Origin of the sequence: Citrobacter sp. Cpo109 (assembly GCF_030332565.1) — a bacterium.
Classification (GTDB): Bacteria; Pseudomonadota; Gammaproteobacteria; order Enterobacterales; family Enterobacteriaceae; genus Citrobacter; species Citrobacter portucalensis.
In genome coordinates, this window is the sequence record NZ_JAOWHQ010000062.1 from 139,977 (window position 1) to 162,580 (window position 22,604).

At 55.7% G+C, this 22,604-nt stretch carries 24 protein-coding genes; 19 read left to right on the plus strand and 5 right to left on the minus strand.

Going from position 1 to position 22,604, the window contains the following annotated elements:
- The first annotated feature begins 3 nt into the window (after nt 1–3).
- Genes OGY71_RS14750 through acpT form a run of 17 tightly spaced genes read left to right on the plus strand, consistent with a single transcriptional unit; the run spans nt 4 to nt 14,094 of the window.
- Nucleotides 4–726, plus strand: coding sequence for a beta-ketoacyl synthase chain length factor (locus OGY71_RS14750; protein ID WP_003827539.1), 723 nt, complete (start codon nt 4–6; stop codon nt 724–726).
- On the plus strand, nt 723–1,538 hold the full coding sequence (locus OGY71_RS14755; protein ID WP_003827538.1) for a lysophospholipid acyltransferase family protein: 816 nt from the start codon (nt 723–725) through the stop codon (nt 1,536–1,538). Before OGY71_RS14750 ends, OGY71_RS14755 begins: the two co-directional genes overlap by 4 nt.
- Nucleotides 1,519–1,776: a phosphopantetheine-binding protein gene (locus OGY71_RS14760; RefSeq protein ID WP_003827537.1), complete on the plus strand. Its 258-nt coding sequence runs from the start codon at nt 1,519–1,521 to the stop codon at nt 1,774–1,776. The genes OGY71_RS14755 and OGY71_RS14760 overlap by 20 nt, the downstream gene beginning before the upstream one ends.
- Before the next feature lie 12 nt (nt 1,777–1,788).
- Nucleotides 1,789–2,040 carry an acyl carrier protein gene (locus OGY71_RS14765; RefSeq protein WP_003827536.1) on the plus strand — a complete coding sequence of 84 codons (252 nt, stop codon included), beginning with the start codon at nt 1,789–1,791 and terminating at the stop codon, nt 2,038–2,040.
- A 6-nt stretch (nt 2,041–2,046) separates the two neighbouring features.
- The gene (locus OGY71_RS14770; RefSeq protein WP_003827535.1) at nt 2,047–2,628 is read left to right on the plus strand and encodes a COG4648 family protein; all 582 of its coding nucleotides are present in this window, start codon (nt 2,047–2,049) and stop codon (nt 2,626–2,628) included.
- A complete protein-coding gene (locus OGY71_RS14775; RefSeq protein ID WP_003827534.1) occupies nt 2,625–3,986 on the plus strand; it encodes an AMP-binding protein in 1,362 nt (453 codons plus the stop codon). Before OGY71_RS14770 ends, OGY71_RS14775 begins: the two co-directional genes overlap by 4 nt.
- Nucleotides 3,973–4,326: an ApeI family dehydratase gene (locus OGY71_RS14780; RefSeq protein ID WP_003827533.1), complete on the plus strand. Its 354-nt coding sequence runs from the start codon at nt 3,973–3,975 to the stop codon at nt 4,324–4,326. The genes OGY71_RS14775 and OGY71_RS14780 overlap by 14 nt, the downstream gene beginning before the upstream one ends.
- Nucleotides 4,317–6,008 (plus strand): glycosyltransferase family 2 protein, encoded by a 1,692-nt coding sequence (locus OGY71_RS14785; RefSeq protein WP_286613444.1) that lies wholly within the window; start codon nt 4,317–4,319, stop codon nt 6,006–6,008. Before OGY71_RS14780 ends, OGY71_RS14785 begins: the two co-directional genes overlap by 10 nt.
- A 3-nt stretch (nt 6,009–6,011) precedes the next feature.
- Nucleotides 6,012–6,434 carry an acyl-CoA thioesterase gene (locus OGY71_RS14790; RefSeq protein WP_003827529.1) on the plus strand — a complete coding sequence of 141 codons (423 nt, stop codon included), beginning with the start codon at nt 6,012–6,014 and terminating at the stop codon, nt 6,432–6,434.
- A complete protein-coding gene (locus OGY71_RS14795) occupies nt 6,431–7,036 on the plus strand; it encodes a LolA family protein (protein WP_003827526.1) in 606 nt (201 codons plus the stop codon). The genes OGY71_RS14790 and OGY71_RS14795 overlap by 4 nt, the downstream gene beginning before the upstream one ends.
- The gene (locus OGY71_RS14800; protein ID WP_191222056.1) at nt 7,005–9,323 is read left to right on the plus strand and encodes an MMPL family transporter; all 2,319 of its coding nucleotides are present in this window, start codon (nt 7,005–7,007) and stop codon (nt 9,321–9,323) included. The genes OGY71_RS14795 and OGY71_RS14800 overlap by 32 nt, the downstream gene beginning before the upstream one ends.
- Nucleotides 9,320–9,904, plus strand: coding sequence for a DUF3261 domain-containing protein (locus tag OGY71_RS14805; protein WP_126956425.1), 585 nt, complete (start codon nt 9,320–9,322; stop codon nt 9,902–9,904). Before OGY71_RS14800 ends, OGY71_RS14805 begins: the two co-directional genes overlap by 4 nt.
- A gap of 1 nt (nt 9,905) precedes the next feature.
- Nucleotides 9,906–11,075: a beta-ketoacyl-[acyl-carrier-protein] synthase family protein gene (locus OGY71_RS14810; protein ID WP_286613445.1), complete on the plus strand. Its 1,170-nt coding sequence runs from the start codon at nt 9,906–9,908 to the stop codon at nt 11,073–11,075.
- Nucleotides 11,072–11,548, plus strand: coding sequence for a hotdog family protein (locus OGY71_RS14815; RefSeq protein ID WP_003827520.1), 477 nt, complete (start codon nt 11,072–11,074; stop codon nt 11,546–11,548). Before OGY71_RS14810 ends, OGY71_RS14815 begins: the two co-directional genes overlap by 4 nt.
- Nucleotides 11,545–12,276 (plus strand): 3-ketoacyl-ACP reductase FabG2, encoded by a 732-nt coding sequence (locus OGY71_RS14820; protein WP_003827518.1) that lies wholly within the window; start codon nt 11,545–11,547, stop codon nt 12,274–12,276. The genes OGY71_RS14815 and OGY71_RS14820 overlap by 4 nt, the downstream gene beginning before the upstream one ends.
- A complete protein-coding gene (locus OGY71_RS14825) occupies nt 12,273–13,502 on the plus strand; it encodes a beta-ketoacyl-ACP synthase (RefSeq protein ID WP_003827516.1) in 1,230 nt (409 codons plus the stop codon). Before OGY71_RS14820 ends, OGY71_RS14825 begins: the two co-directional genes overlap by 4 nt.
- 1 nt (nt 13,503) lies before the next feature.
- A complete protein-coding gene (acpT, locus tag OGY71_RS14830; protein WP_003827514.1) occupies nt 13,504–14,094 on the plus strand; it encodes a 4'-phosphopantetheinyl transferase AcpT in 591 nt (196 codons plus the stop codon).
- Here the strand turns inward: acpT and OGY71_RS14835 are convergent.
- A complete protein-coding gene (locus tag OGY71_RS14835) occupies nt 14,086–14,592 on the minus strand; it encodes a phenolic acid decarboxylase (protein WP_003827511.1) in 507 nt (168 codons plus the stop codon). The genes acpT and OGY71_RS14835 overlap by 9 nt on opposite strands.
- A gap of 99 nt (nt 14,593–14,691) precedes the next feature.
- Here OGY71_RS14835 and OGY71_RS14840 point away from each other — a divergent pair, with 99 nt between their 5' ends.
- Nucleotides 14,692–15,552, plus strand: coding sequence for a LysR family transcriptional regulator (locus OGY71_RS14840; RefSeq protein ID WP_286613446.1), 861 nt, complete (start codon nt 14,692–14,694; stop codon nt 15,550–15,552).
- 91 nt (nt 15,553–15,643) lie between these two features.
- A complete protein-coding gene (gene nikR / locus OGY71_RS14850) occupies nt 15,644–16,045 on the plus strand; it encodes a nickel-responsive transcriptional regulator NikR (protein WP_003827507.1) in 402 nt (133 codons plus the stop codon).
- Nucleotides 16,046–16,149: 104 nt separating this feature from the next.
- On the opposite strand, the gene OGY71_RS14855 is transcribed toward nikR, so the two are convergent.
- From OGY71_RS14855 to OGY71_RS14870, 4 genes are all read right to left on the minus strand, one after another.
- A complete protein-coding gene (locus OGY71_RS14855; protein WP_063941408.1) occupies nt 16,150–17,274 on the minus strand; it encodes an ABC transporter permease in 1,125 nt (374 codons plus the stop codon).
- Complete coding sequence (gene rbbA / locus OGY71_RS14860; protein ID WP_003827501.1) at nt 17,274–20,021, minus strand: ribosome-associated ATPase/putative transporter RbbA; 2,748 nt, start codon at nt 20,019–20,021, stop codon at nt 17,274–17,276. Before rbbA ends, OGY71_RS14855 begins: the two co-directional genes overlap by 1 nt.
- Nucleotides 20,018–21,085, minus strand: coding sequence for an HlyD family secretion protein (locus OGY71_RS14865; protein ID WP_003827499.1), 1,068 nt, complete (start codon nt 21,083–21,085; stop codon nt 20,018–20,020). Before OGY71_RS14865 ends, rbbA begins: the two co-directional genes overlap by 4 nt.
- A 352-nt stretch (nt 21,086–21,437) precedes the next feature.
- Nucleotides 21,438–22,604 (minus strand): iron-containing alcohol dehydrogenase, encoded by a 1,167-nt coding sequence (locus OGY71_RS14870; RefSeq protein WP_286613447.1) that lies wholly within the window; start codon nt 22,602–22,604, stop codon nt 21,438–21,440.

Below are 22,604 nucleotides of genomic sequence, written 5' to 3' on the forward strand. Positions count from 1 at the left end.
TTGATGAAATTTGCTTTCAATATTATCGACTGGCAGGCCAGGGCGCCTGGGTTAAGCGAAACAGAACAGTGGCATGAATGGTCACGGCTTTCGCACGCCATCGATCCCACCGCGCCGTTGGCTAAGCTCAATGAGTTACCGATGATGACAGCTCGCCGCCTCAGTTCCGGCAGCAAACTGGCCGTCGATTGCGGTCTGGCGATGTTACGTCGTCATGATATCAATGCCGTTTTGTATACCAGCCGCCATGGTGAACTGGAGCGTAACTACAGGATCCTGCACGCTCTCGCGACTGAGCAGGCGCTCTCACCGACCGATTTCGCCCTCTCTGTCCATAACTCTGCTGTGGGTAACCTGACCATCGCCGCGAAAAAACCGATTGTCTCCTCCTCGCTTTCTGCTGGCAGGGATACATTCCAGCAGGGGTTATGCGAAGTCATCGGGCTGTTGCAGGCGGGATATCAGCGCGTATTGATGGTCGATTTCGACGGTTTTCTGCCCGAGTTTTATCACCCACAGTTACCACCAGACATGCCAACATGGCCGTTTGCCGTCGCGCTGGTTATTGAATCCGGTGATAGCTGGCAATGTGAAACCCGTCCACACAGCGCACAGAGCGAGACAACATTGCCGCAAAGCCTGTTGTTTTTACAACATTACTTACAAGATGCCAGGGCGTTTACCCTGCCTGGCGAACGCGTACAGTGGCAGTGGAGTCAGGGATGAGCACGATGATCCTGCGGCTTAACCGGGTATGGCGACTGGTGATGACCGGTTTTTGCTTTGCCCTGTTTGGCCTCGGCGGGCTCCTCCTGTCTACGATTTGGTTTAACGTCCTGCTGATCGCGGTATGGGATAAAGCCCGACGTCGGCGTATCGCCAGACGCAGTATCGCTGCCAGTTTTCGTCTCTTCTTAACCGTGGCGAAGCGGCTAGGCGTGCTGGATTACCAAATTGAAGGACGAGACATTTTACGCAACGAACAAGGGTGTCTTGTCGTCGCCAACCACCCGACGCTCATCGACTATGTCCTACTGGCCTCGGTCATGCCAGAAACCGACTGTCTGGTGAAAAGTGCACTACTAAAAAATCCTTTTCTCGGCGGCGTAGTCCGGGCCGCAGATTATCTGATTAACAGCCAGGCTGATGCGCTATTGCCCGCTTGCCAGCAACGTCTTGAGCAAGGCGATACCATTTTAATTTTCCCCGAGGGAACCCGTACACGCCCCGGAGAAGCAATGACGTTACAGCGTGGTGCAGCAAATATCGCCGTGCGCTGCAGCAGTGATTTACGCATAGTGACTATTAACTGCAGCGAACAAATGCTGGATAAAGAAAGCCAATGGTACAACGTCCCATCTGTAAAACCGATGTTTACCATTTCAGTACACGAACGGGTTAAGATCGACCAATTTTACGACGCAAACTCACAAGAACCGGCGCTGGCCGCAAGGCAGTTGAACCGGCATCTTTTGCTTCAATTACAACCAGGTACTTTACCTCTTTCAGGAATTAATGATGCAAGCGCTTTATCTTGAAATCAAAAATCTCATTATAACGACATTGAATCTCGACGAACTGACAGCTGATGATATTGAAACCGAAGCGGCACTCTTTGGCGATGGCTTAGGCCTGGACTCAATCGATGCCCTGGAGCTGGGTCTGGCGGTGAAAAACGAGTATGGCGTGATCCTCTCAGCAGAGAGCGAAGAAATGCGTCAGCACTTCTTCTCCGTCGCCACGCTGGCATCTTTCATTCACGCGCAACGTGCCTGAGGATAGTCCGTTATGACCGAACAAAAAGCCATTTACGCTGAAGTTTCCTCGCTGCTGGTCAAGCTGTTTGAAGTTGATCCGCAAGATATCAAGCCTGAGGCGCGCCTGTACGAAGATTTGGAACTCGATAGCATCGATGCCGTCGACATGATCGTGCATCTGCAAAAGAAAACCGGTAAGAAAATCAAGCCGGAAGAGTTCAAAGCAGTACGCACCGTACAAGATGTCGTCGATGCGGTAGAACGCCTTCTCAAAGAAGCGTAATTCTCCGTGTCGGGCACACGCTCGTTGCCAGTCGTACAACTGCTGACAGGTCTACTGTTGCTGGCCTGGCCGTTTTTGATCTGGTTTGGCCTGGCGCATAACAGTCTGCACTGGTTGCTACCGTTGATGGCGCTACTCCTTTTTTTACGCTTTCGCCAGACCCGGCGACAGGCGGGGCCGCTGCGCGTCGTGACACAGGTAGTGGCGGTCGCGGGTATAACCTTGTGCATTGCCAGTTATCTGCTCAAAACGCACCAGCTGCTGCTGTTTTATCCGGTAGTGGTAAACGCCGTTATGCTGTCGGTTTTTGGTGGATCGTTATGGTCAGCAATGCCCATTGTTGAACGTCTGGCACGACTGCGCGACCCAAATCTGCCCGATGCGGGCGTGCGCTACACGCGCCGTGTGACACAAATCTGGTGCGCCTTTTTCATCATCAATGGCAGCGTTGCGCTCTTTACCGCACTGAATGGCGATATGACCCTGTGGACCACCTGGAACGGCATGGTTTCCTATCTGCTAATGGGAACATTGATGGTAGGCGAGTGGTTAATTCGCCAACTGGTGATAAAACGAGATACCCAATGAAGCAGCCCCTCACACTCGCTCAATGGCTCTGTGCCCCACGTCCGGACGACGTTCCTGTTGCGTGGCAGGAAGAGCATACCTGGACGCTTGGCCATCTGCGCCATGATGTGGCCCAGTTGCTAGCATATCTGCGACAGCAGGAAGGTGAACGCTGGGCATTGTGCTTCGAGAACAGCTATTTATTCATCGTCGCACTGCTGGCAACACTCCATGCCGGCAAAACACCGGTGATCCCAGGACATTGTCGCGTTTCGTTGTTAAACGAGCAGCACTTGCTGTTTGACGGCGTACTGAGCGATAAAGCGATGGACTGGCAGGGAACGCTGCGGGTGGTCAGCTCCGCCATGACATCCGTGGCTCACGACATCACGTTCCCGGCAATACGCAGTGACGCCTTTGTGGAGCTATTCACTTCCGGTTCGACCGGCCAGCCGAAACGCGTGATCAAACCGATCGCTCGTCTGGATAGCGAAGCGGCATTGCTCGCTACACGCTTTGCCGATCGTCTGGCAGGTTGCCGGGTGGTCGCGTCAGTGGTACCGCAACACCTGTATGGCCTGACGTTCCGTATATTTTTGCCGATGGCCTTAGGCCTGCCGCTGCACGCGGCGATGCTTTGGTATGCCGAACAACTGGCGGCACTGAGCGCTGAGCATCGGTATGCGTTTATCAGCAGCCCGGCGTTTCTGAAACGCCTCGACCACAACCTGACACCGCCGCCGGTAGAACTGATTCTGTCTGCGGGTGGTATGCTGCCCTGGCAGGACGTCACGCAGGCTGCTGACTGGCTTAATGTCTGGCCCGATGAGATCTACGGCAGCACTGAAACCGGGATCCTTGCGTGGCGCTATCGCCACCAGGATGATGTGGCATGGCTGCCTTTTCCCGGCGTCAGATTCCAGCCAGAAGACGACGCATTTCGTGTGTTTTCACCGCTAATTAACGCTGATGATGGCCTGTTACTCGATGATGTTCTGCAGTTTATCGAAAACGGACAGTTCCGCCTGATGGGCAGACGCGGGCGGGTGGTCAAAATTGAAGAGAAACGCATTTCACTCAGCGAAGTGGAGCAACGTTTACTGGCACTGGATGGTATCTGTGAAGTCGCGGCATTGCCGGTCTCACGTGGAGGACGTCAGGGCGTTGGCGTCCTGCTGGTACTGAATGACGAAGCCCGGCAACGCTGGCTTGAGTGCGGTGGTAAACCGCAAGAACTGACCTGGCGACGATCGCTGCTGCCCTGGCTGGAGCCTGTCGCGGTTCCCCGCTACTGGCGGGTGATTGATGAGATTCCGGTCAACAGTATGAACAAGCGTGTCTATGCGCAATTACAGGAGTTATTTCATGAAACCCCATGAAATCGAGCGCCATCAGGCACTGCCTCATCAGGCTGAGATTGTTTTACAACTCGACCCGTCTCTGTTTTGGTTCAGCGGGCATTTTAGCGTGCAGCCACTGCTGCCGGGCGTTGCACAGCTGAACTGGGCGATGGATTACGCCACCACGCTGCTGGTCCCAGGCTGGCGTTTTCACAGTATTCAAAACGTGAAGTTCCAGTCACCGCTATTGCCAGAGGCCACCGTCACCCTGAGTCTGAGCTGGCAGGAAGCGCGTCAGATGCTCTCTTTTAGCTACCAGCGCCACGACGGTGACGTGCGCCATACCGCCAGCAGCGGGAAGATTCGGTTATGCCGCTGACCTTTTCCCCGTGCGTGTTGATTCCCTGCTACAACCACGGCGCGATGATGTCAGACGTGTTGGATCGTCTTCGGCCGTTCAATCTCCCCTGCATTGTGGTGGACGATGGCAGCGACGAGACTACACGAGATGAACTGGCACGCCTGGCGGCAGAATACAGCAATCTGACGTTAATTCGCCTGCCCATCAACGCAGGCAAAGGCGCAGCGGTTATTCGCGGAATGCAGACGGCGGCAGATGCCGGGTTCAGTCATGCCGTGCAGGTCGATGCCGACGGGCAACATGCCATTGAAGATATTCCCAGGCTGCTTGCATTGGCAAAAGAACATCCGACAGCACTGATTTCCGGACAACCGATTTACGATGATTCGGTTCCTCGCTCGCGCCTGTACGGTCGTTGGGTAACCCATATCTGGGTGTGGATAGAAACGCTCTCGTTGCAACTCAAAGACAGTATGTGCGGCTTTCGGGTATATCCGGTGGCCCCTACGCTGCAACTGGCACAGCGCGTAACGCTCGGCAAACGGATGGATTTTGATACTGAAGTGATGGTGCGCCTCTACTGGCAAGGCAACACCAGCTATTTTATCCCCACGCGAGTCACCTATCCGCAGGACGGGCTATCCCATTTCGACGCGCTTAAAGACAATTTGCACATTTCATTGATGCACACTCGCCTGTTCTTTGGCATGTTGCCACGCATCCCCTCCCTGCTTTGTCGTCGTTCATCGACACACTGGGCGCAGCAACAGGAAGTCAAAGGGTTGTGGGGAATGCGCCTGATGCTACTGGTCTGGCGTGTACTGGGTCGCAAAGCCTTCTCCCTGCTGCTGTATCCTGTCGTCGGCGTATACTGGCTCAGCGCTTCAACTGCCCGAAAAGCCTCTCAACGCTGGATTAGCCGCGTAAGGGCGCAACTGATCACACGGAGGATGTCAGTACCGCCAAACCTGACCAGTTATCAGCATTTCCTGCGTTTTGGCGGCGCGATGCTGGATAAGATTGCCAGCTGGCGCGGTGAGCTGCACTTCGGTCGCGATGTGATTTTTGCACCAGGTGCAGAAACGACGCTGAATATCAGCGATCCTCGGGGAAAACTGCTACTGGCTTCACATCTTGGCGATGTCGAGGCCTGTCGGGCACTGGCCCAGCTACAGGGCAGTAAAACAATCAATGCGCTGGTATTTAGCGATAACGCCCAACGCTTTAAACAAATCATGCAAGAGATGGCCCCGCAGGCTGGATTAAATCTGCTCCCGGTGAACAGTATTGGTCCAGATACTGCCATTCTGCTCAAAGAGAAACTGGAGCGCGGTGAATGGGTAGCCATCGTAGGCGATCGCATCGCAGTCAATCCCCAACGCGGCGGCGAGTGGCGCGTGTGCTGGAGCCGCTTTATGGGGCAAAACGCGCCATTCCCTCAGGGCCCGTTTATTCTCGCGTCTATTTTACGCTGCCCTGTAGATCTGATTTTTGCCCTGCGCCAGCAGGAGAAACTCCACATCTACTGCGAACCGTTTGCCGACCCACTGCTCTTACCGCGCGCCACACGACAACAGGCATTACAGAATACTGTCGATCGCTACGCCGAACGCCTTGAGCACTATGCGCTTCAGTCGCCCCTCGACTGGTTTAACTTTTTCGATTTCTGGCAACTGCCGGATACCAATGACAAGGAGTAAAGGGTGCTTAACGATCCCCGCTTTACGGCTGAAGTCGAGCTAACTATTCCGTTTCACGACGTCGATATGATGGGCGTAGCGTGGCATGGTAACTACTTCCGTTACTTCGAGATTGCCCGTGAGGCACTGCTGAACCAATTCGATTATGGCTATCGGCAGATGAAAGAATCTGGCTATCTGTGGCCCGTGGTCGACACTCGGGTGAAGTATCGCAATGCGCTGACTTTCGAGCAGCGTATCCGTGTACGCGCCCAAATTAAAGAGTACGAAAATCGCCTGCGTATCGGCTACGAAATTTTTGATGCCGAAACAGGTAAACGCGCCACAACAGGCTACACCATCCAGGTCGCCGTCGACGAAAAAAGCCGTGAACTGTGCTTTGTCAGCCCGGATATTCTGTTTGAACGGATGGGAGTGACACCATGAAATTATGGCCATTGCTCGTGCTGCTCGTCAGCCCTTTCGTCAGTGCCCTGACGCTCGACTCCCTACAACAGCGTTTTACCGAACAACCGGTGGTTCGCGCCCACTTCGATCAAACCCGGACGATAAAGGATCTGCCGCAGCCGCTGCGATCTCAGGGCAAGATGTTGATCGCCCGCGACCAGGGGTTGCTGTGGGATCAAACCTCCCCGTTCCCGATGCAGCTGCTGCTGGACGACAAACGGATGGTTCAGGCAATTAACGGTCAACCACCGCAGACCATTACCGCTGAGAATAACCCGCAAATGTTCCAGTTTAATCATCTGCTACGGGCGTTATTCCAGGCGGATCGTAAAGTGCTGGAACAAAACTTCCGCGTGGAGTTTGCAGACTTAGGAGAAGGTCGCTGGACGCTACGCCTGACGCCAATCACCACACCGCTGGATAAGATTTTTGCGACGATTGATTTAGCCGGAAAGACTTACCTGGAGAGCATTCATCTCAACGATAAGCAGGGGGATCGCACCGATATCGCGCTTTCCCAACACCAACTAACGCCAGCGCAACTGACCGATGACGAACGCCAACGCTTTGCCGCCCAGTAAACGCCCCGCGCTGTTATGGGGAGTCGTCTGCCTGCTTCTGCTGGGCATCTTTCTGACGTTGCTACCTCAGGCCCGCCTTAACAGCAGCGTGCTGGCCATGTTGCCAAAGCAGACGCTGGGCGCTATACCTCCGGATCTGAACGAGGGATTTATGCAGCGCCTTGACCGTCAGGTGGTCTGGCTGGTGAGTCCCGGTAAGCAACCGGACCCAGCGATAGCCCGGGACTGGCTGGCTTTACTGCAAAAATCGCACGCGCTAGCCCAGGTAAAAGGTCCAATGGATGCCGACAGCCAGCAGGCCTGGGGGGCATTCTTCTGGCAACATCGTAACGGACTGATAGATAACGAGACCCGCGCCCGGCTGCAAAACGGCGGCGAAGCGCAGGGCCAGTGGATCCTGTCCCAACTTTACTCCGCATTCTCCGGCGTCAGTGGCAAAGAGCTACAAAACGATCCCTTCATGCTGATGCGAGGCTCGCAGCTGGCCATGGCCAAAACCGGGCAGCGTCTGCGCCTGATGGACGGCTGGCTTGTCACCCAGGATGAGCAAGGCAACTATTGGTATCTGTTACATGGCGAGTTGACCGGCTCATCGTTTGATATGCAACAGACGCATCAATTGGTCACCACGCTGAATACGCTGGAAAGTGAGCTCAAAGCCCACTATCCACAGGCTCAACTGCTGTCTCGCGGGACGCTGTTCTATAGCGATTACGCCAGCCAGCAGGCGAAACAAGATATCTCTACCCTCGGCATAGCCACTGTGCTCGGGGTGATCCTGCTCATCGTGGCTGTATTTCGTTCGCTGCGTCCGCTGCTGCTGTGCCTGATTTCGATTGGCATTGGTGCGCTGGCGGGGACCGTCGTCACGCTGCTGATTTTTGGCGAGCTCCATCTGATGACGCTGGTGATGAGCATGAGCATCATCGGTATTTCCGCCGACTATACGCTCTACTATTTGACTGAACGGATGGTGCACGGTGCGGAAACATCGCCATGGCAAAGCCTTGCCAAAGTGCGCAATGCCCTGCTCCTGGCTCTACTCACCACCGTAGCGGCTTATCTGATTATGATGCTGGCCCCCTTCCCCGGTATTCGCCAGATGGCGGTATTCGCGGCGGTAGGTCTGAGCGCCTCCTGCCTGACGGTCATTTTCTGGCACCCGTGGTTGTGTCGTCGGTTGCCGGTACGCCCAGTGCCGGCAATGGTACTCATGCTACGCTGGCTTGCTGCATGGCGGCGGAATAAGAAATTATCCGTTGGCCTGCCGGTGGCGCTGGCGTTGTTCTCGTTGGCAGGTATGGCGACGCTACGCGTAGACGATGATATCTCCCAGTTACAGGCGCTGCCGCAGGAAATTCTTGCTCAGGAAAAAGCGATTACCGCCCTGACCGGGCAAAGCGTCGACCAGAAGTGGTTTGTGGTGTACGGCAAATCCGCTCAGCAAACGCTGGAGCGGCTGGAAACCTTTATCCCCGCGCTGGAACAGGCAAAAAAAGACGGGTTACTCAGCGGATATCGCACCATTCCGCTGAATTCACTCGCCCGGCAACAGCAGGATCTGTCTCTGCTAAAAGATGCCGCGCCCGCCATCACGAAAGCCTTAAACAACGCCGGTCTGGCAACGGTGAACCCCGATCTTAGCGCCATGCCCGTAACCGTCGATGCCTGGCTTGCCAGCCCGGCCAGTGAAGGCTGGCGCTTGCTATGGTTGTCTCTGGCTGATGGCGAAAGCAGCGTACTGGTTCCCGTTGAAGGGGTGAAACAAAGTGATGCTTTAAATACGCTCAGCGCGAAATATTCCGGCGTGGCGTGGGTGGATCGTAAGAGCAGCTTTGACAATCTGTTTGCCCTTTATCGCCATATTCTGACCGGTCTGCTGTGCATTGCGCTGGCGGTGATTGCCTGTGGCGCCGTCATTCGGCTTGGCTGGCGTAAGGGCTTAATTAGCCTGGTCCCCTCAGTGCTGTCTTTAGGTTGCGGTCTGGCGGTACTGGCCCTGAGCGGTCATGCGCTCAACCTGTTCTCGCTGCTGGCACTGGTGCTGGTACTGGGAATTGGCATTAACTACACGCTGTTTTTCAGTAATCCACGCGGTACGCCACTGACATCGCTGCTGGCTATCACGCTGGCGATGATGACCACGCTCCTGACGCTCGGCATGCTGGTCTTTAGCGCCACTCAGGCAATCAGCAGTTTTGGCATTGTGCTAGTGAGCGGTATTTTCACCGCCTTCCTGCTGTCACCGCTGGCTATGCCAGGAAAAAAAGAGAAAAAAAGAAGATGATTAAACAGACATTCTGGCGTACCGCTGCGCTCGTCGCCACGTTGCTGCTGGCCGGTTGCAGCCACTCGCAGCCGGAACAGAAAGGCCGCCCGCAAGCCTGGTTAGAGCCGGGGACTCGTGTAACGCTACCTGCCCCGGGGATTTCTCCCGCGGTGAATTCACAACAGCTACTAACCGGAAGTTTCAACGGCAAAACTCAGTCACTGTTGGTCATGCTCAATGCTGATGACAAGAAAATCACACTTGCCGGGCTGTCATCAGTCGGCATTCGCCTGTTCCTCGCGACTTACGATGAAAAAGGACTGCACACCGAGCAATCGATCATCGTTCCACAATTGCCGCCAGCCAGCCAGGTGCTGGCTGACGTGATGCTCAGTCACTGGCCGATTAGCGCCTGGCAACCGCAATTACCCACAGGCTGGACGCTCGTCGATACGGGTGACACGCGTGAGCTGCGCAATGCCCGCGGCAAAGTGGTCACGGAAATCACGTATCTGAATCGAAAAGGAAAACGCGAACCGATCAGCATTGAACAGCACGTTTTTAAATACCACATCACCATTCAATACCTGGGTGACTGAGATGATCTACATTTCTGCCGTTGGCATGATTAATGCGTTGGGCAATAACACTGATGAAATCGCAGCCAACCTCACTCGTGGCGTAGCGCCGGGAATGCGCCCGCGCACGGGCTGGCTGCAAGGACACCCATCCGCAGTGTTAGCAGGCGTTGACGGTGAGCTGCCCGCTATTCCTCAGCACTTTAGCGCTCATCGTTCGCGCAACAATCAGCTATTGCTGGCAGCACTGATGCAAATCCAGCCACAGGTGGACGACGCTATCGCCAGATTTGGTCGCGATCGTATTGCTATTGTTCTCGGCACCAGCACCTCCGGTCTGGATGAGGGTGACGTTCACGTAGATTTGATGCTCAACGGCAAAGAGAGCACTGACTGGCGCTATCCGCAACAGGAACTGGGCGATCCGTCGCGTTTTCTTAGCCACTGGCTGGCGCTGGATGGCCCGGCCTTTACGCTCTCAACCGCCTGCTCGTCCAGTGCAAGGGCTATCATGAGCGGACGTCGTTTGATCGAATCAGGTCTGGTCGATATCGCCATTGTCGGCGGTGCGGATACGCTAAGCCGAATGCCAATCAACGGATTCCACAGTCTGGAATCACTCTCCCCAACGCTGTGTCAGCCGTTTGGCCGCGACCGTTGTGGGATCACCATTGGCGAAGGCGCCGCATTGATGGTATTAACCCGCGAGCCACAGCCTATCGCGCTCCTTGGCGTCGGCGAATCCAGCGACGCGTACCATATTTCGGCTCCCCATCCACAGGGGGAAGGTGCCATTCGCGCCATCGGCCAGGCGCTTAACGACGCAGGAATGACGCCGGAACACGTGGGCTATATCAATCTGCACGGAACCGCCACACCGTTAAATGATCAGATTGAGTCCAACGTCGTGAGCGCGCTATTTGGCGAAACGGTCCCGTGCAGTTCAACCAAACATCTGACCGGGCACACGCTGGGCGCTGCGGGGATCACCGAAGCAGCGATCAGTATGCTGATTCTGCAACGCGAACTGCCGCTGCCACCGCAGGATTTTAGCCAATCGCCACGCGATGAAACATTGCCAGCCTGCGGCATCATTGAACAGCCGCAGTCGCTGACTCGCCCGGTTATCTTGTCTAATTCGTTTGCCTTCGGTGGCAATAATGCCAGCATCCTGCTCGGGAGAACCTCATGAGCCACTTTTTACCACCGGGTGACTATTTACCGCATGATGCGCCGATGCTGCTTCTTGAAGAGGTCGTCAGTGTGGCGGACGAAACCGCCACCTGCCACGTGACGGTATCAGCAAACAGCGTACTGGCCCCTTTTCTCGACCCTGATGGCAATCTGCCTGGCTGGTTCGCACTAGAACTGATGGCGCAGACCATTGGCGTCTGGTCTGGCTGGCACCGCCAGCAACAAGGTCAGGCGAGTATTACGTTAGGCATGGTACTGGGCGCACGTGAGTTAGTCTGTGCTACAGGTGTTCTGCCTGCCGGGAAGAAGCTGAGCATCCATGTCAAATTGCTGATGCAGGATGCACGATTCGGTAGCTTTGAATGTGCCATCCAGGCAGACAACGAGACGCTGGCAACCGGTCGAGTCAACACCTTCCAGCCGACATCAGAAGAAATTAACACGCTATTTCAACAAGGAGCGTCCACATGAGCCGTTCAGTTTTAGTTACGGGTGCCAGCAAAGGTATCGGTCGCGCCATCGCCAGACAACTGGCCGCGGACGGTTTTGTGGTCGGCGTACACTATCATCGCGATGTGCAAGGAGCACAAGAAACGCTGGATGCTATCCTCGCCGCTGGCGGCGTAGGGCGCCTGTTGACATTTGACGTTGCCAATCGCGAGCAGTGCCGTGAAATACTGTCGCAAGATATTGAGGCAAACGGCGCATGGTACGGCATTGTCAGCAACGCTGGAGTCACTCGGGATGCCGCTTTCCCTGCGCTCAGTGATAACGACTGGGATTCGGTGATCCATACCAACCTCGACAGCTTTTACAACGTCATTCATCCGTGCATTATGCCGATGATCAGCGCACGCCAGGGGGGCCGTATCATCACACTGTCTTCGGTTTCGGGCGTGATGGGCAACCGCGGTCAGGTCAATTACAGTGCGGCAAAAGCCGGAATTATTGGTGCCACCAAAGCGCTGGCTATCGAACTGGCAAAACGCAAAATTACCGTAAACTGCATTGCGCCGGGACTCATTGATACCGGGATGATCGAGATGGAAGAAGCCGCATTGAAAGAGGCGATGTCGATGATTCCCATGAAACGAATAGGTCAGGCTGAAGAAGTCGCCGGGCTTGCCAGTTATTTAATGTCGGATGTGGCGGGCTATGTAACTCGCCAGGTGATTTCCATCAATGGAGGGATGTTATGACACGTCGTGTCGTGATTACAGGCATGGGCGGCGTCACCGCCTTTGGGGAAAACTGGCAGGCTGTCTCCGCCAGGTTATTGGCATATGAAAATGCGGTACGCAAAATGCCGGAGTGGCAGGTTTATGACGGACTGCACACACTGCTGGGAGCGCCGATCGACGACTTCACTCTGCCGGAACACTATACCCGCAAGCGAATTCGCGCCATGGGGCGCGTATCGCTGATGTCCACCCGCGCAACAGAGCTGGCGCTTGAGCAGGCCGGGCTGATTGGCGATCGGGTACTGACTAACGGTGAAACCGGGATCGCTTATGGTTCATCAACCGGTAGTACCGGTCCAGTGAGCGAGTTCGCGACCATGCTGACCGAGAAACACACCAATAACATCACCGGCACGACCTACGTGCAAATGATGCCGCATACCACTGCCGTTAACACCGGATTGTTTTTCGGTCTGCGTGGGCGAGTCATCCCGACATCCAGCGCCTGCACATCCGGTAGCCAGGCAATTGGTTATGCATGGGAAGCCATTCGACACGGTTATCAAACGGTGATGGTCGCCGGCGGCGCAGAAGAACTGTGTCCTTCCGAAGCCGCCGTGTTTGATACGTTATTCGCAACCAGCCAGCGCAACGACGAGCCGAAAACCACCCCCTCCCCGTTCGATGAAAAACGCGATGGTCTGGTCATCGGAGAAGGTGCAGGTACGCTAGTGCTGGAAGAGCTGGAACACGCTAAAGCGCGCGGAGCAACGATTTATGGTGAAATCGTTGGCTTTGCCACTAACTGCGATGCTGCCCATATCACCCAGCCGCAGCGCGAAACAATGCAGATTTGCATGGAAAAATCACTGAATATGGCAGGTATTAGTGCCCGGGATATCGGCTATATTTCAGCGCACGGAACCGCAACCGATCGTGGTGATGTTGCAGAAAGTCAGGCAACCTCTGCAATTTATGGTGATAATGTTCCGCTATCCTCGCTTAAAAGCTATTTTGGACATACCCTTGGCGCTTGTGGCGCACTAGAGGCCTGGATGAGTCTGCAAATGATGCGTGAAGGCTGGTTTGCGCCTACGCTAAATTTGAGTCAGCCAGATGCCAATTGTGGCGCGCTGGATTACATTATGGGTGAAGCCCGCAAGATTGATTGCGAGTTTTTGCAGAGCAACAACTTTGCGTTTGGCGGCATAAATACTTCTATCATCATTAAACGTTGGCCGTGATATGTACCGGATCGTTCTTGGGAAAGTTTCTGTTTTAAGCGCTGGCGCACTGCCTGCCGCACTAAGTGAGCAAGCGCCGCAAGGTGCTCGCCGTGCGCGCTGGCTGGCAGGTCGCGTGCTGCTTTCCCATGCCCTTTCGCCATTACCGGACATCGTCTATGGCGAGCAAGGAAAACCGGCCTTTTCTGCTGACACGCCGCTGTGGTTCAATCTCAGCCACAGCGGTGATGATATCGCCCTGCTGCTCAGCGACGAAGGGGAAGTCGGCTGCGATATTGAAGTCGTTCGCCCGCGCGATAACTGGCAAACGCTGGCAAATACGGTATTCAGTCTTGGTGAACATGCCGAAGTCGAGGCCGAACGCCCGGAGCAACAGCTGGCGGCGTTCTGGCGCATCTGGACGCGTAAAGAAGCTATCGTGAAACAGCGCGGCGGTAGCGCCTGGCAAATCGTCAGCGTCGACAGTACCGCGCTAACTTCCTCACTCTCCGTCAGCCAGTGCCAGCTCGATACCCTGAGCCTGGCGGTGTGCACCCCCACGCCGTTTACCCTGACCGCAGACGCCGTGCAGCGCCTGGAAGCCTTAGCGTAAATTTTCCGGGAAGTTTTTCGGCAGCTCGCTCGCCGCACAGGCAATAACGTCATCGTTGTTCGCGCCGCAGTCACGTACGAAAGTGATGGTCGCGAACTCATCAATCACCTCGGTGGGATACGCCGGGCCGGCATCGCGGTACGACATCATCAGCGGAATATGGTCATTCTGGAAGCAGACCGTTTTTTCCGGATTATTGATCACCCAGCGAGGGAAAAAGATGGTGCCGTGAAAGAGTTTGTCACCCAGGTTTACGATCAGGCTGACGTCGGTCCCGGTCGGTTCGGTCCACGAAATTTTATAAACGCTCTCCCCGACCCGCACAATATAGGCCCGCTGATCTTTCACCCAACGATTTCCCACAATACCGCTGTGAATGCGGTAATCCAGCGTAGTGTCGTTTTTCACGTAGATCTCGTAATTCCAGCCATTATCGTAGGTATAGACCAGATGTTTGCCGACAAATCCCCTCAAATCATGTTTATCAAACGCGCTCATATTCGTTCTCCTCTTACTTGATGCGAGGATCTTAACGCTTCAAAAATTGGATGAATAACGCTATGTTTGCATCAAATTCATTCAATTATTAGATGAGTTATGCACAAAACAACCCTCGAGCAGTGGGCTCTATTGGAGAAAGTGGTGGAGCTGGGCAGCTTTGCTAAAGCGGCGGAAGAGACCAACCGTAGCCAGTCTTCGGTGAGCTACAATCTGGCACTGTTGCAGGAGCGGCTCGGCGTAACGCTGCTGACCCCGGAAGGTCGCAGGGCTGTCCTGACCCCGGCCGGAGAGCTATTGCTCAATCAGGTCAAACCGTTACTGAAGGCCTTTTTATGGGTGGAAACCCGGGCCGCAACGTTACAAAACGGTACGCGAACGCGGCTGGATTTGATGGTAGATAGCATCTTCCCACGCAAACGCCTGTTCGCTATTCTCAAACAGTTTCAGCAGGCCTGGCCGCAAACGCAGGTGCGTCTGACCGAAGCCCTGGAGAATGGTGATGCTCGACTGGCAGCACATGCCGATGCGGACGTAATGGTCCTGACCCGGCGTCAGGATGTCACCGGACGCGGCGAATGGCTGATGAATATTGACTTCGTGGCCGTGGCCCACCGCGATCACCCACTCTGCATGCTGGATGCGCCGCTGAATGAAGACGCATTACGCGCCTGGCCGCTGATTCGTATTGCCGATCGCGACAACCCACAACAACCGGCGCGTGATGCCTGGACCTTCTCGACCATTGATGCCGCGATTGATGCGGTGATGTATCAGGTCGGTTACGGCTGGCTGCCCGAAGAACGCATTCAGACGCAGCTTGACCAGGGACTTTTACGCCCACTACCGTTAAGCCATGGCGCTCGCCGCGCCACGCCTTTGCATCTGATCGTTAAAGATACGCTTGCCCCGCTGGATGAACAGGTCAGTACTCTGCTGCGTTTATTGCGAGAACATTAACCTTTTCCCCGGATGCCGGACGTGTGTTACAAAATACGCTATTCCCCTTACACCCTGTGCGCCAACGCGCCACATGAAAGGTTAACTGCAGATGCAACGAGTCACCATTACCCTCGATGACGATTTACTGGAAACGCTTGACGGCCTGAGTCAGCGCCGTGGCTACAACAACCGTTCCGAAGCGATCCGCGATATTCTGCGTGGCGCACTGGCGCAGGAAACTACCCTTGAACACGGCACTCAGGGCTTCGCGGTGCTCTCGTATGTTTATGAGCATGAGAAGCGTGATCTGGCCAGCCGTATTGTTTCTACCCAACACCACCATCACGATTTATCGGTCGCCACGCTGCACGTGCACATCAACCATGACGACTGCCTGGAAATCGCCGTGCTAAAAGGCGACATGGGCGATGTGCAGCATTTTGCCGATGACGTGATTTCCCAGCGCGGCGTGCGCCACGGCCATTTACAGTGCCTGCCGAAAGAAGAGTAATTGCCTGTTTCGTTGTGGGATGCCGGATGGCGGCTACGCCTTATCCGGCCTACGTCTGTTACCGTCTGTAGGCCAGGCAAGCGAAGCGCCCCCGGCAATAATGATTACGCCATCGTGCCAATCGTCTTTCTGAAACGCAGCAGTGCTATCAGGAAGAACGCGCTACCAATCGCCAGCAGCGTCAGAAACTGCGGCCAGACAATGTCAAACCCTGCGCCGCGGTAAAGTATCGCCTGCGCGAGGCTGACAAAATGGGTCGTTGGCATGGTCAGCATAATGTCCTGCACCGCCTGCGGCATGCTTTCACGCGGTGTAGAGCCACCTGAGAGCATCTGTAACGGCAGCAGCACCAGAATCATCAGCAGTCCCAACTGCGGCATGGAACGCGCCAGCGTGCCCATAAAAATGCCGATCGAGGTGGTGGCGAACAGGCTCAGCGCCACGCCCAGCATAAACAACGGAATTGAACCTTCAATCGGCACCCCGAGCACGCCTTTCACCATCAGCATCAGCGACAGACCGGAAACCACCAGCACCACCAGCCCCATCGACCAGATTTTTGCCATCATAATCTCAAACGGCGTCACCGGCATCACCAGCAGATGCTCAATAGTCCCGTGCTCGCGTTCGCGGATCAACGCCGAACCGGTCAGCACAATCGCCAGCATGGTGATGTTATTGATGATCGCCATCACCGCGCCAAAACGGGCGGGTTCCAGATTAGGGTTAAAGCGCATGCGCATTTCCAGTGCCACCGGCGGCTCATTGTTATCGCGGTAACGCGCCACAAAGCTGTTTACCTCGCCGCTGATGATATTCTGGATATAGCTGTTGCCGGTAAACGCCTGGCTCATCCGCGTGGCATCGACGTTAACCTGTATATCCGGTTGTCGTCCGGCCAGCACATCACGCTGAAAGTCAGGCGGAATGTTTACGGCGAAGGTATAGCGCCCGGCGTCCAGCCCGGCATCCATTTCATCGGCAGTGATCATCTCCGGCGGTAAAAACCACGGGCGATAAAAGCTATTCACAATCCGATTCGACAACTGCGACTGGTCCATATCGGCAATAGCAATCGGTGCCAGATGCAGCGAACCCGGCAGGACGGTCGCGGAAGAATAAACCGAAACCGTGAAGGCGAAGACGATCAGCGTCAGCATCGCTTTGTCACCCAGCAGGCTGCGCAACTCTTTGATGCCGAGGTTATAAATATTGCGTAATCGGCGCATCACCCCTCCTGTTTTTTCAGCAGTAATACGCTCAGACCAATCACCACCGGAATGGCTACCGCCAGCGGAATAAACAGCGGCCAGAGATCGGTCAGATCCAACGCTTTAGAGAACGTTCCACGCGCGATGGTCAGAAAATGGCTGGTCGGATAAATTTCACCAATCCAGCGACCCGGCCCTTCCAGCGAGGCAACTGGATCGATCATTCCGGAAAACTGCGTCGCCGGGATCAGCGTAATAATCGCCGTACCAAAAATGGCCGCGATCTGGCTTTTCATAAACGTGGAGATTAACAGCCCCAGCCCGGTGGCAATGGTGACGTACAGCAGCGCTGCCAGCGTCAGGGTCACAAAGCTCCCCTTATGCGGGACGCCGAACACAAACACCGACAGCGCGCACAACAGCAGGAAGTTCAGCATACCCAGCACGATGTACGGCAACTGTTTGCCGAGTAAAAACTCGCTGCGGGTCGTGGGCGTAACGTACAGGTTGATAATCGACCCCAGCTCTTTCTCACGCACTACGCTGAGGGCGCTGAGCATGGAAGGGATCATCATCAACAGCAGTGGGATCACCGCCGGAACAATCGCCGGCAGACTCTTCACATCCGGGTTGTAACGATAGCGAGTTTCAATGGTCATCAGCCCGTTTTGCCCGCTGGCATTGGGCTGACGCGCCATCACATCCTGCAGCCAGGTCTGGTGCATCGCCTGCACGTAACCCCTGACCGTTTCAGCACGGCTTGGCATTGCGCCATCGACCCAGACGCCAATCTTCACCGGCGTTCCACGCGCGATGTCGCGGCCAAAATTTGGCGGAATTTCAATTGCTACCGCAACTTCGCCTGAACGCATCCGTTTGTCCAGCTCGTCATAACTGCTGAGCGGCGGTTGCTCGATAAAATAGCGCGATCCCGCCAGATTCAGCGTCCACGCCTGGCTGCTGACGGTCTGGTCACGATCGAGCACCGAAAAACGCAGGTTTTCTACATCCATGCTGATGCCGTAGCCCATGATAAGCATCAGGATCACTGTGCCCATCAGCGCCAGCGTGGAGCGTACCGGGTCACGTCGTAGCTCCAGCGCCTCGCGGCGGCTGTAGCTGAACAAGCGTCGCAGGCTAAAGCCTTGCCGCGGCGGCTTACTGTTTTCATGCACTGTCGGGACATTGGCTGGCGCCAACTGAGTTTCCGGCGCCGGGCCTGCCGCTTCCTGCAACCAGGAGATAAACGCCTCTTCCAGACTGGCAGCTCCACGCTGTTTCACCAGCTCCTGCGGCGTACCGCTGGCCAGTACTTTTCCGGCGTGCATCAGCGACATGCGGTCGCAGCGCTCCGCTTCGTTCATAAAGTGGGTGGAGATAAAAATGGTCACTTTGTCCTGGCGCGACAGGTCGACCATCAGTTGCCAGAACATATCCCTCGCCACCGGATCGACCCCGGAGGTCGGTTCATCAAGAATGAGCATCTCCGGGCGATGGATCACCGCCACCGCCAGCGACAGGCGTTGACGGATCCCCAACGGCAGCGCACCGGGCAGCGCATCTTCGACATCGGTCAGCGAAAAGCGCTCACTCATCTCCTGCACCCGCCCAGGGATTTCTGCTTCGGGGATATGGAACAGCCGCGCATGTAGTTCGAGGTTTTGCCGGACGGTCAGCTCGTTGTAGAGCGAAAATGCCTGCGACATATAGCCTACCCGGCGGCGGGTATCGATATTCTTCGGATCAACCGCTTGTCCAAACAGCCACGCCTCGCCTTCGCTTGCGGGCAGCAGTCCGGTGAGCATTTTCATGGTGGTGGATTTACCGCAGCCGTTGGAGCCGAGAAAACCGAAGATTTCCCCGCGCGGAATGCGGAAGTTAACGTGGTCCACCGCCACAAATTTACCGAAGCGCATGGTCAGGTTTTTCGCCTCGATGGCAATCTCTTCCTGCTCAGCGTGATACGGCGGGATCACTACCGGTTTATGCGCCTGCCGCTGGGCTTCAGGTAACAGCGCGATAAACGCCTGCTCCAGCGTGTTGCTGTTGGTTTGCTCACGTAGCTGCTGCGCGCTCCCGGTGGCTAACACCTCCCCGGCGTTCATCGCCACCAGCCAGTCAAAGCGCTCAGCTTCTTCCATGTAAGCGGTCGCCACCAGCACGCTCATGTTGGTCTGCCGCTGGCGAATGCTGTTAATCAGATCCCAGAACTGGGCGCGGGACAGCGGGTCGACCCCGGTGGTGGGTTCATCGAGAATTAACAGTTCCGGGTCGTGGATTAACGCGCAGCACAACCCCAACTTTTGCTTCATCCCGCCCGAGAGTTTCCCGGCAGGACGGTCGCGAAACGGTGCCAGTCCGGTGCTATTCAGCAGCTCGGTAATCCGCGCCTCACGCTCCGCTTTGTCATGCCCAAACAGGCGGGCAAAGAAATCGACGTTCTCATATACCGACAGCGTGTGATACAGGTTTTTCCCCAGCCCTTGTGGCATCCAGGCAATGCGCGGGCAGACATCCCGGCGATGTTTTGGGTCGCGCATATCGCCACCCAACACCATCACGTTGCCGTGTTCAATGACCCGCGCGCCGGAGATGAGCGACAGCAGGCTCGATTTTCCGACGCCATCCGGGCCAATCAGCCCCACCATACAGCGGGCAGGGATATCCAGCGTGATATTGTTCAGCGCTACCGTTTTCCCGTAATGCTGACTCACGCCGTCAAGGTGCGCCACGGGAGGAACGGGAACCAGCGCCAGATGCGTCATTGCGGCAACCTCACCACCAGGTCGTCAGGCCAGGCGCGACTTTCATCAACACGCACCCACGCCATGCCCGGCAGACCGGTTTTCACGTACTCCAGATGCTGCTGCAACAGCTCTGGCGGGATACGCGCTTTGACGCGAAACATCAGTTTCAGCCGTTCATCGCTGGTTTCGACCGTTTTCGGCGTGAACTGCGCGACGCTAGCCACAAAGCTGATGGTCGCCGGAATACGCAGATCCGGCGCAGCATCCAGCACCAGCCGCGCTTCTCCGCCAATCTTCAGTAAACCAGCCTGTTCGGTTGGCAAGAAGAACGTCATGTAGACATCGCTGAGATCGACCATATTCAGCACGCGACCGCCTGCGGAAAGCACCTCGCCCGGTTCAGCTACGCGGTACTGTACGCGGCCATCGCGCGGGGCTTTCAACTCGCTGTCATCAATATCAGCCGCAATACGACGTTCGGTAGCCTGCGCGGCTTCTACGCGGGTTTGCGCCTGAATGATACTGGTGCGAGCGGCTTCAATGGCGGCTTTTGCCGCAGAGACCTGCGCCTTTGCGGATTCCAGTGCAGCGCGTGCGCTTTCTGCCGCAGCCCTGTCGTCATCCAGCTGTTGCTCAGACACAGCCCCACGCTGAGATAGCGAACGGGAGCGGACGTGGCGTTTAGAGACCGACTGCAGTTCCGCCTCACGCTGTTTTACCACCGACTGCGCGGCGCGCATTTCACTTTGCCGCTGCTCTAACAGCGCCCGCGCCGCCGCCACCGCACTTTCGGCCTCTTTGATTTGGGCTACCGCTTCCAGCCGCTGCTCCTGCAGCACGCGGGTATCCATTTTCGCCAGCACCTCACCCTGACGGACGAACTGCCCTTCCGACACGAGGATCGTGTCAATTCGCCCGGCAATCTTGGTGGCAATATCCACTTCAGTGGCTTCAATTCTGCCGTTGCTGGCTGCAAACCCCTCCGGTATTCCCGCAGGACGAAGCATCCACCATGCTATCGCGGCCACCACGACCAGGATGCCCGCCACCCACCACATCATATGACGTTTAAACTTATCCATATTCGACCCGCCGTAATCCCTGTTATCAAACTATGCGTGTCACAAAGCCCACTGAACAGCTATTCAGCGGGAGATTCCATCCGGGATAAGAAGGAATGAGAAACAATGGCCAGAGAGCAGACAGGCATGTAAGCAACCTGCGCCGCGAAGGAAGTGAATGATGAAAATGCTGTGAAATCGGGTAGTAATGTTGTCATCATCAGCGTTCCTGGCCGGAAATGAAACACGCATACTCATTACTGCTGTCTATTGAATACTACCACCTGGATTCAATATGTCTATTCGGTTGTAGCAGGTATGTTGCAGGCAGAAAATCGTGCCCGGCAATTCCTTCACCGGACACCTGTAGTGCTTAAAAAGCCTGCTGATAAAGTCGCAACGCATCGTCTTCAGTAAGCGTCACGGGATTGTTATCCAGTAAACGGGTCTGCTGCATAGCATCGTGGGCCAACAGCGGCAGGTCCTTTTCAGGTACATCGACGTCACGCAGCCTGTTCGGTGCGCCGGTTGCGGCAATAATCTTCACCATCCCGGCAATAAACGACCGGGCATCGTTTGCCACGTCCCCTGTCACCTTCACCCCAATGACGGCTGCCAGCTCACCATAAAGTGGAGCCGCCGCTGACGCGTTAAACTGCAGCACTGGAATCAACATCAGCGCATTCGACAACCCATGTGGAATATGGTGTCGTGCGCCCAAGGGATAAGCCAGCGCATGCACTGCCGCCACAGGGGAATTGGCAAAAGCCTGGCCTGCCAGCATCGCGCCCAGCAGAACATTTTCTCGTGCTTCACGGTTGTTCCCGTCACGACATGCGGTCACCAGATGGCGACTGATTAAACGTAACGCCTCTCGGGCCAACGCATCCGAAAGCGGGTTCTTCTTATGCTTGCCGGTATAGGCCTCTATCGCATGCACCATCGCATCTATCCCGGCGGCAGCGGTGTGGACCGGCGGTAACCCCAGCGTCAGTTGCGCATCCAGCAGCACCAAATCACCATACAGCTGCGGGGAGACAATGCCCATTTTGCTGTCATCATGCGTCGTTAAAATGGCAATATTGGTGACTTCAGACCCCGTACCTGCCGTAGTGGGAATATTTACCAGCGGCAAACGTTGGCCGATAACCTTGCCAATCCCGTAAAGCTCCGGCAGCTCTTGTTCAGAGTTGATTAACACAGCCACCAGCTTCGCGACATCCAGCGAGGAGCCGCCGCCCAGGCCAATAACCATGTCACAGTAGCTATCGCGTGCTACCTGTATGGCTTCGCGAACAAAGTGTTCATGCGGATCGGGTTGAACCCGATCATAAACCGTCACCTGAAATCCTGCGTCTTGCAGGCTATGCAGAACAGGCGGCAGAATCCCTGCTTTGACCAGTCCTGGGTCGGTTACCAGCAATACACGACGCGCGCTAAACCGCTGCTGAAGGATCTCTCCTAATCGTGCCGCACCCGCCCATTCGACGATGATCTCCGCTACCGTCGTAAACGAAAAATCCTTCATAACATGGTTCAT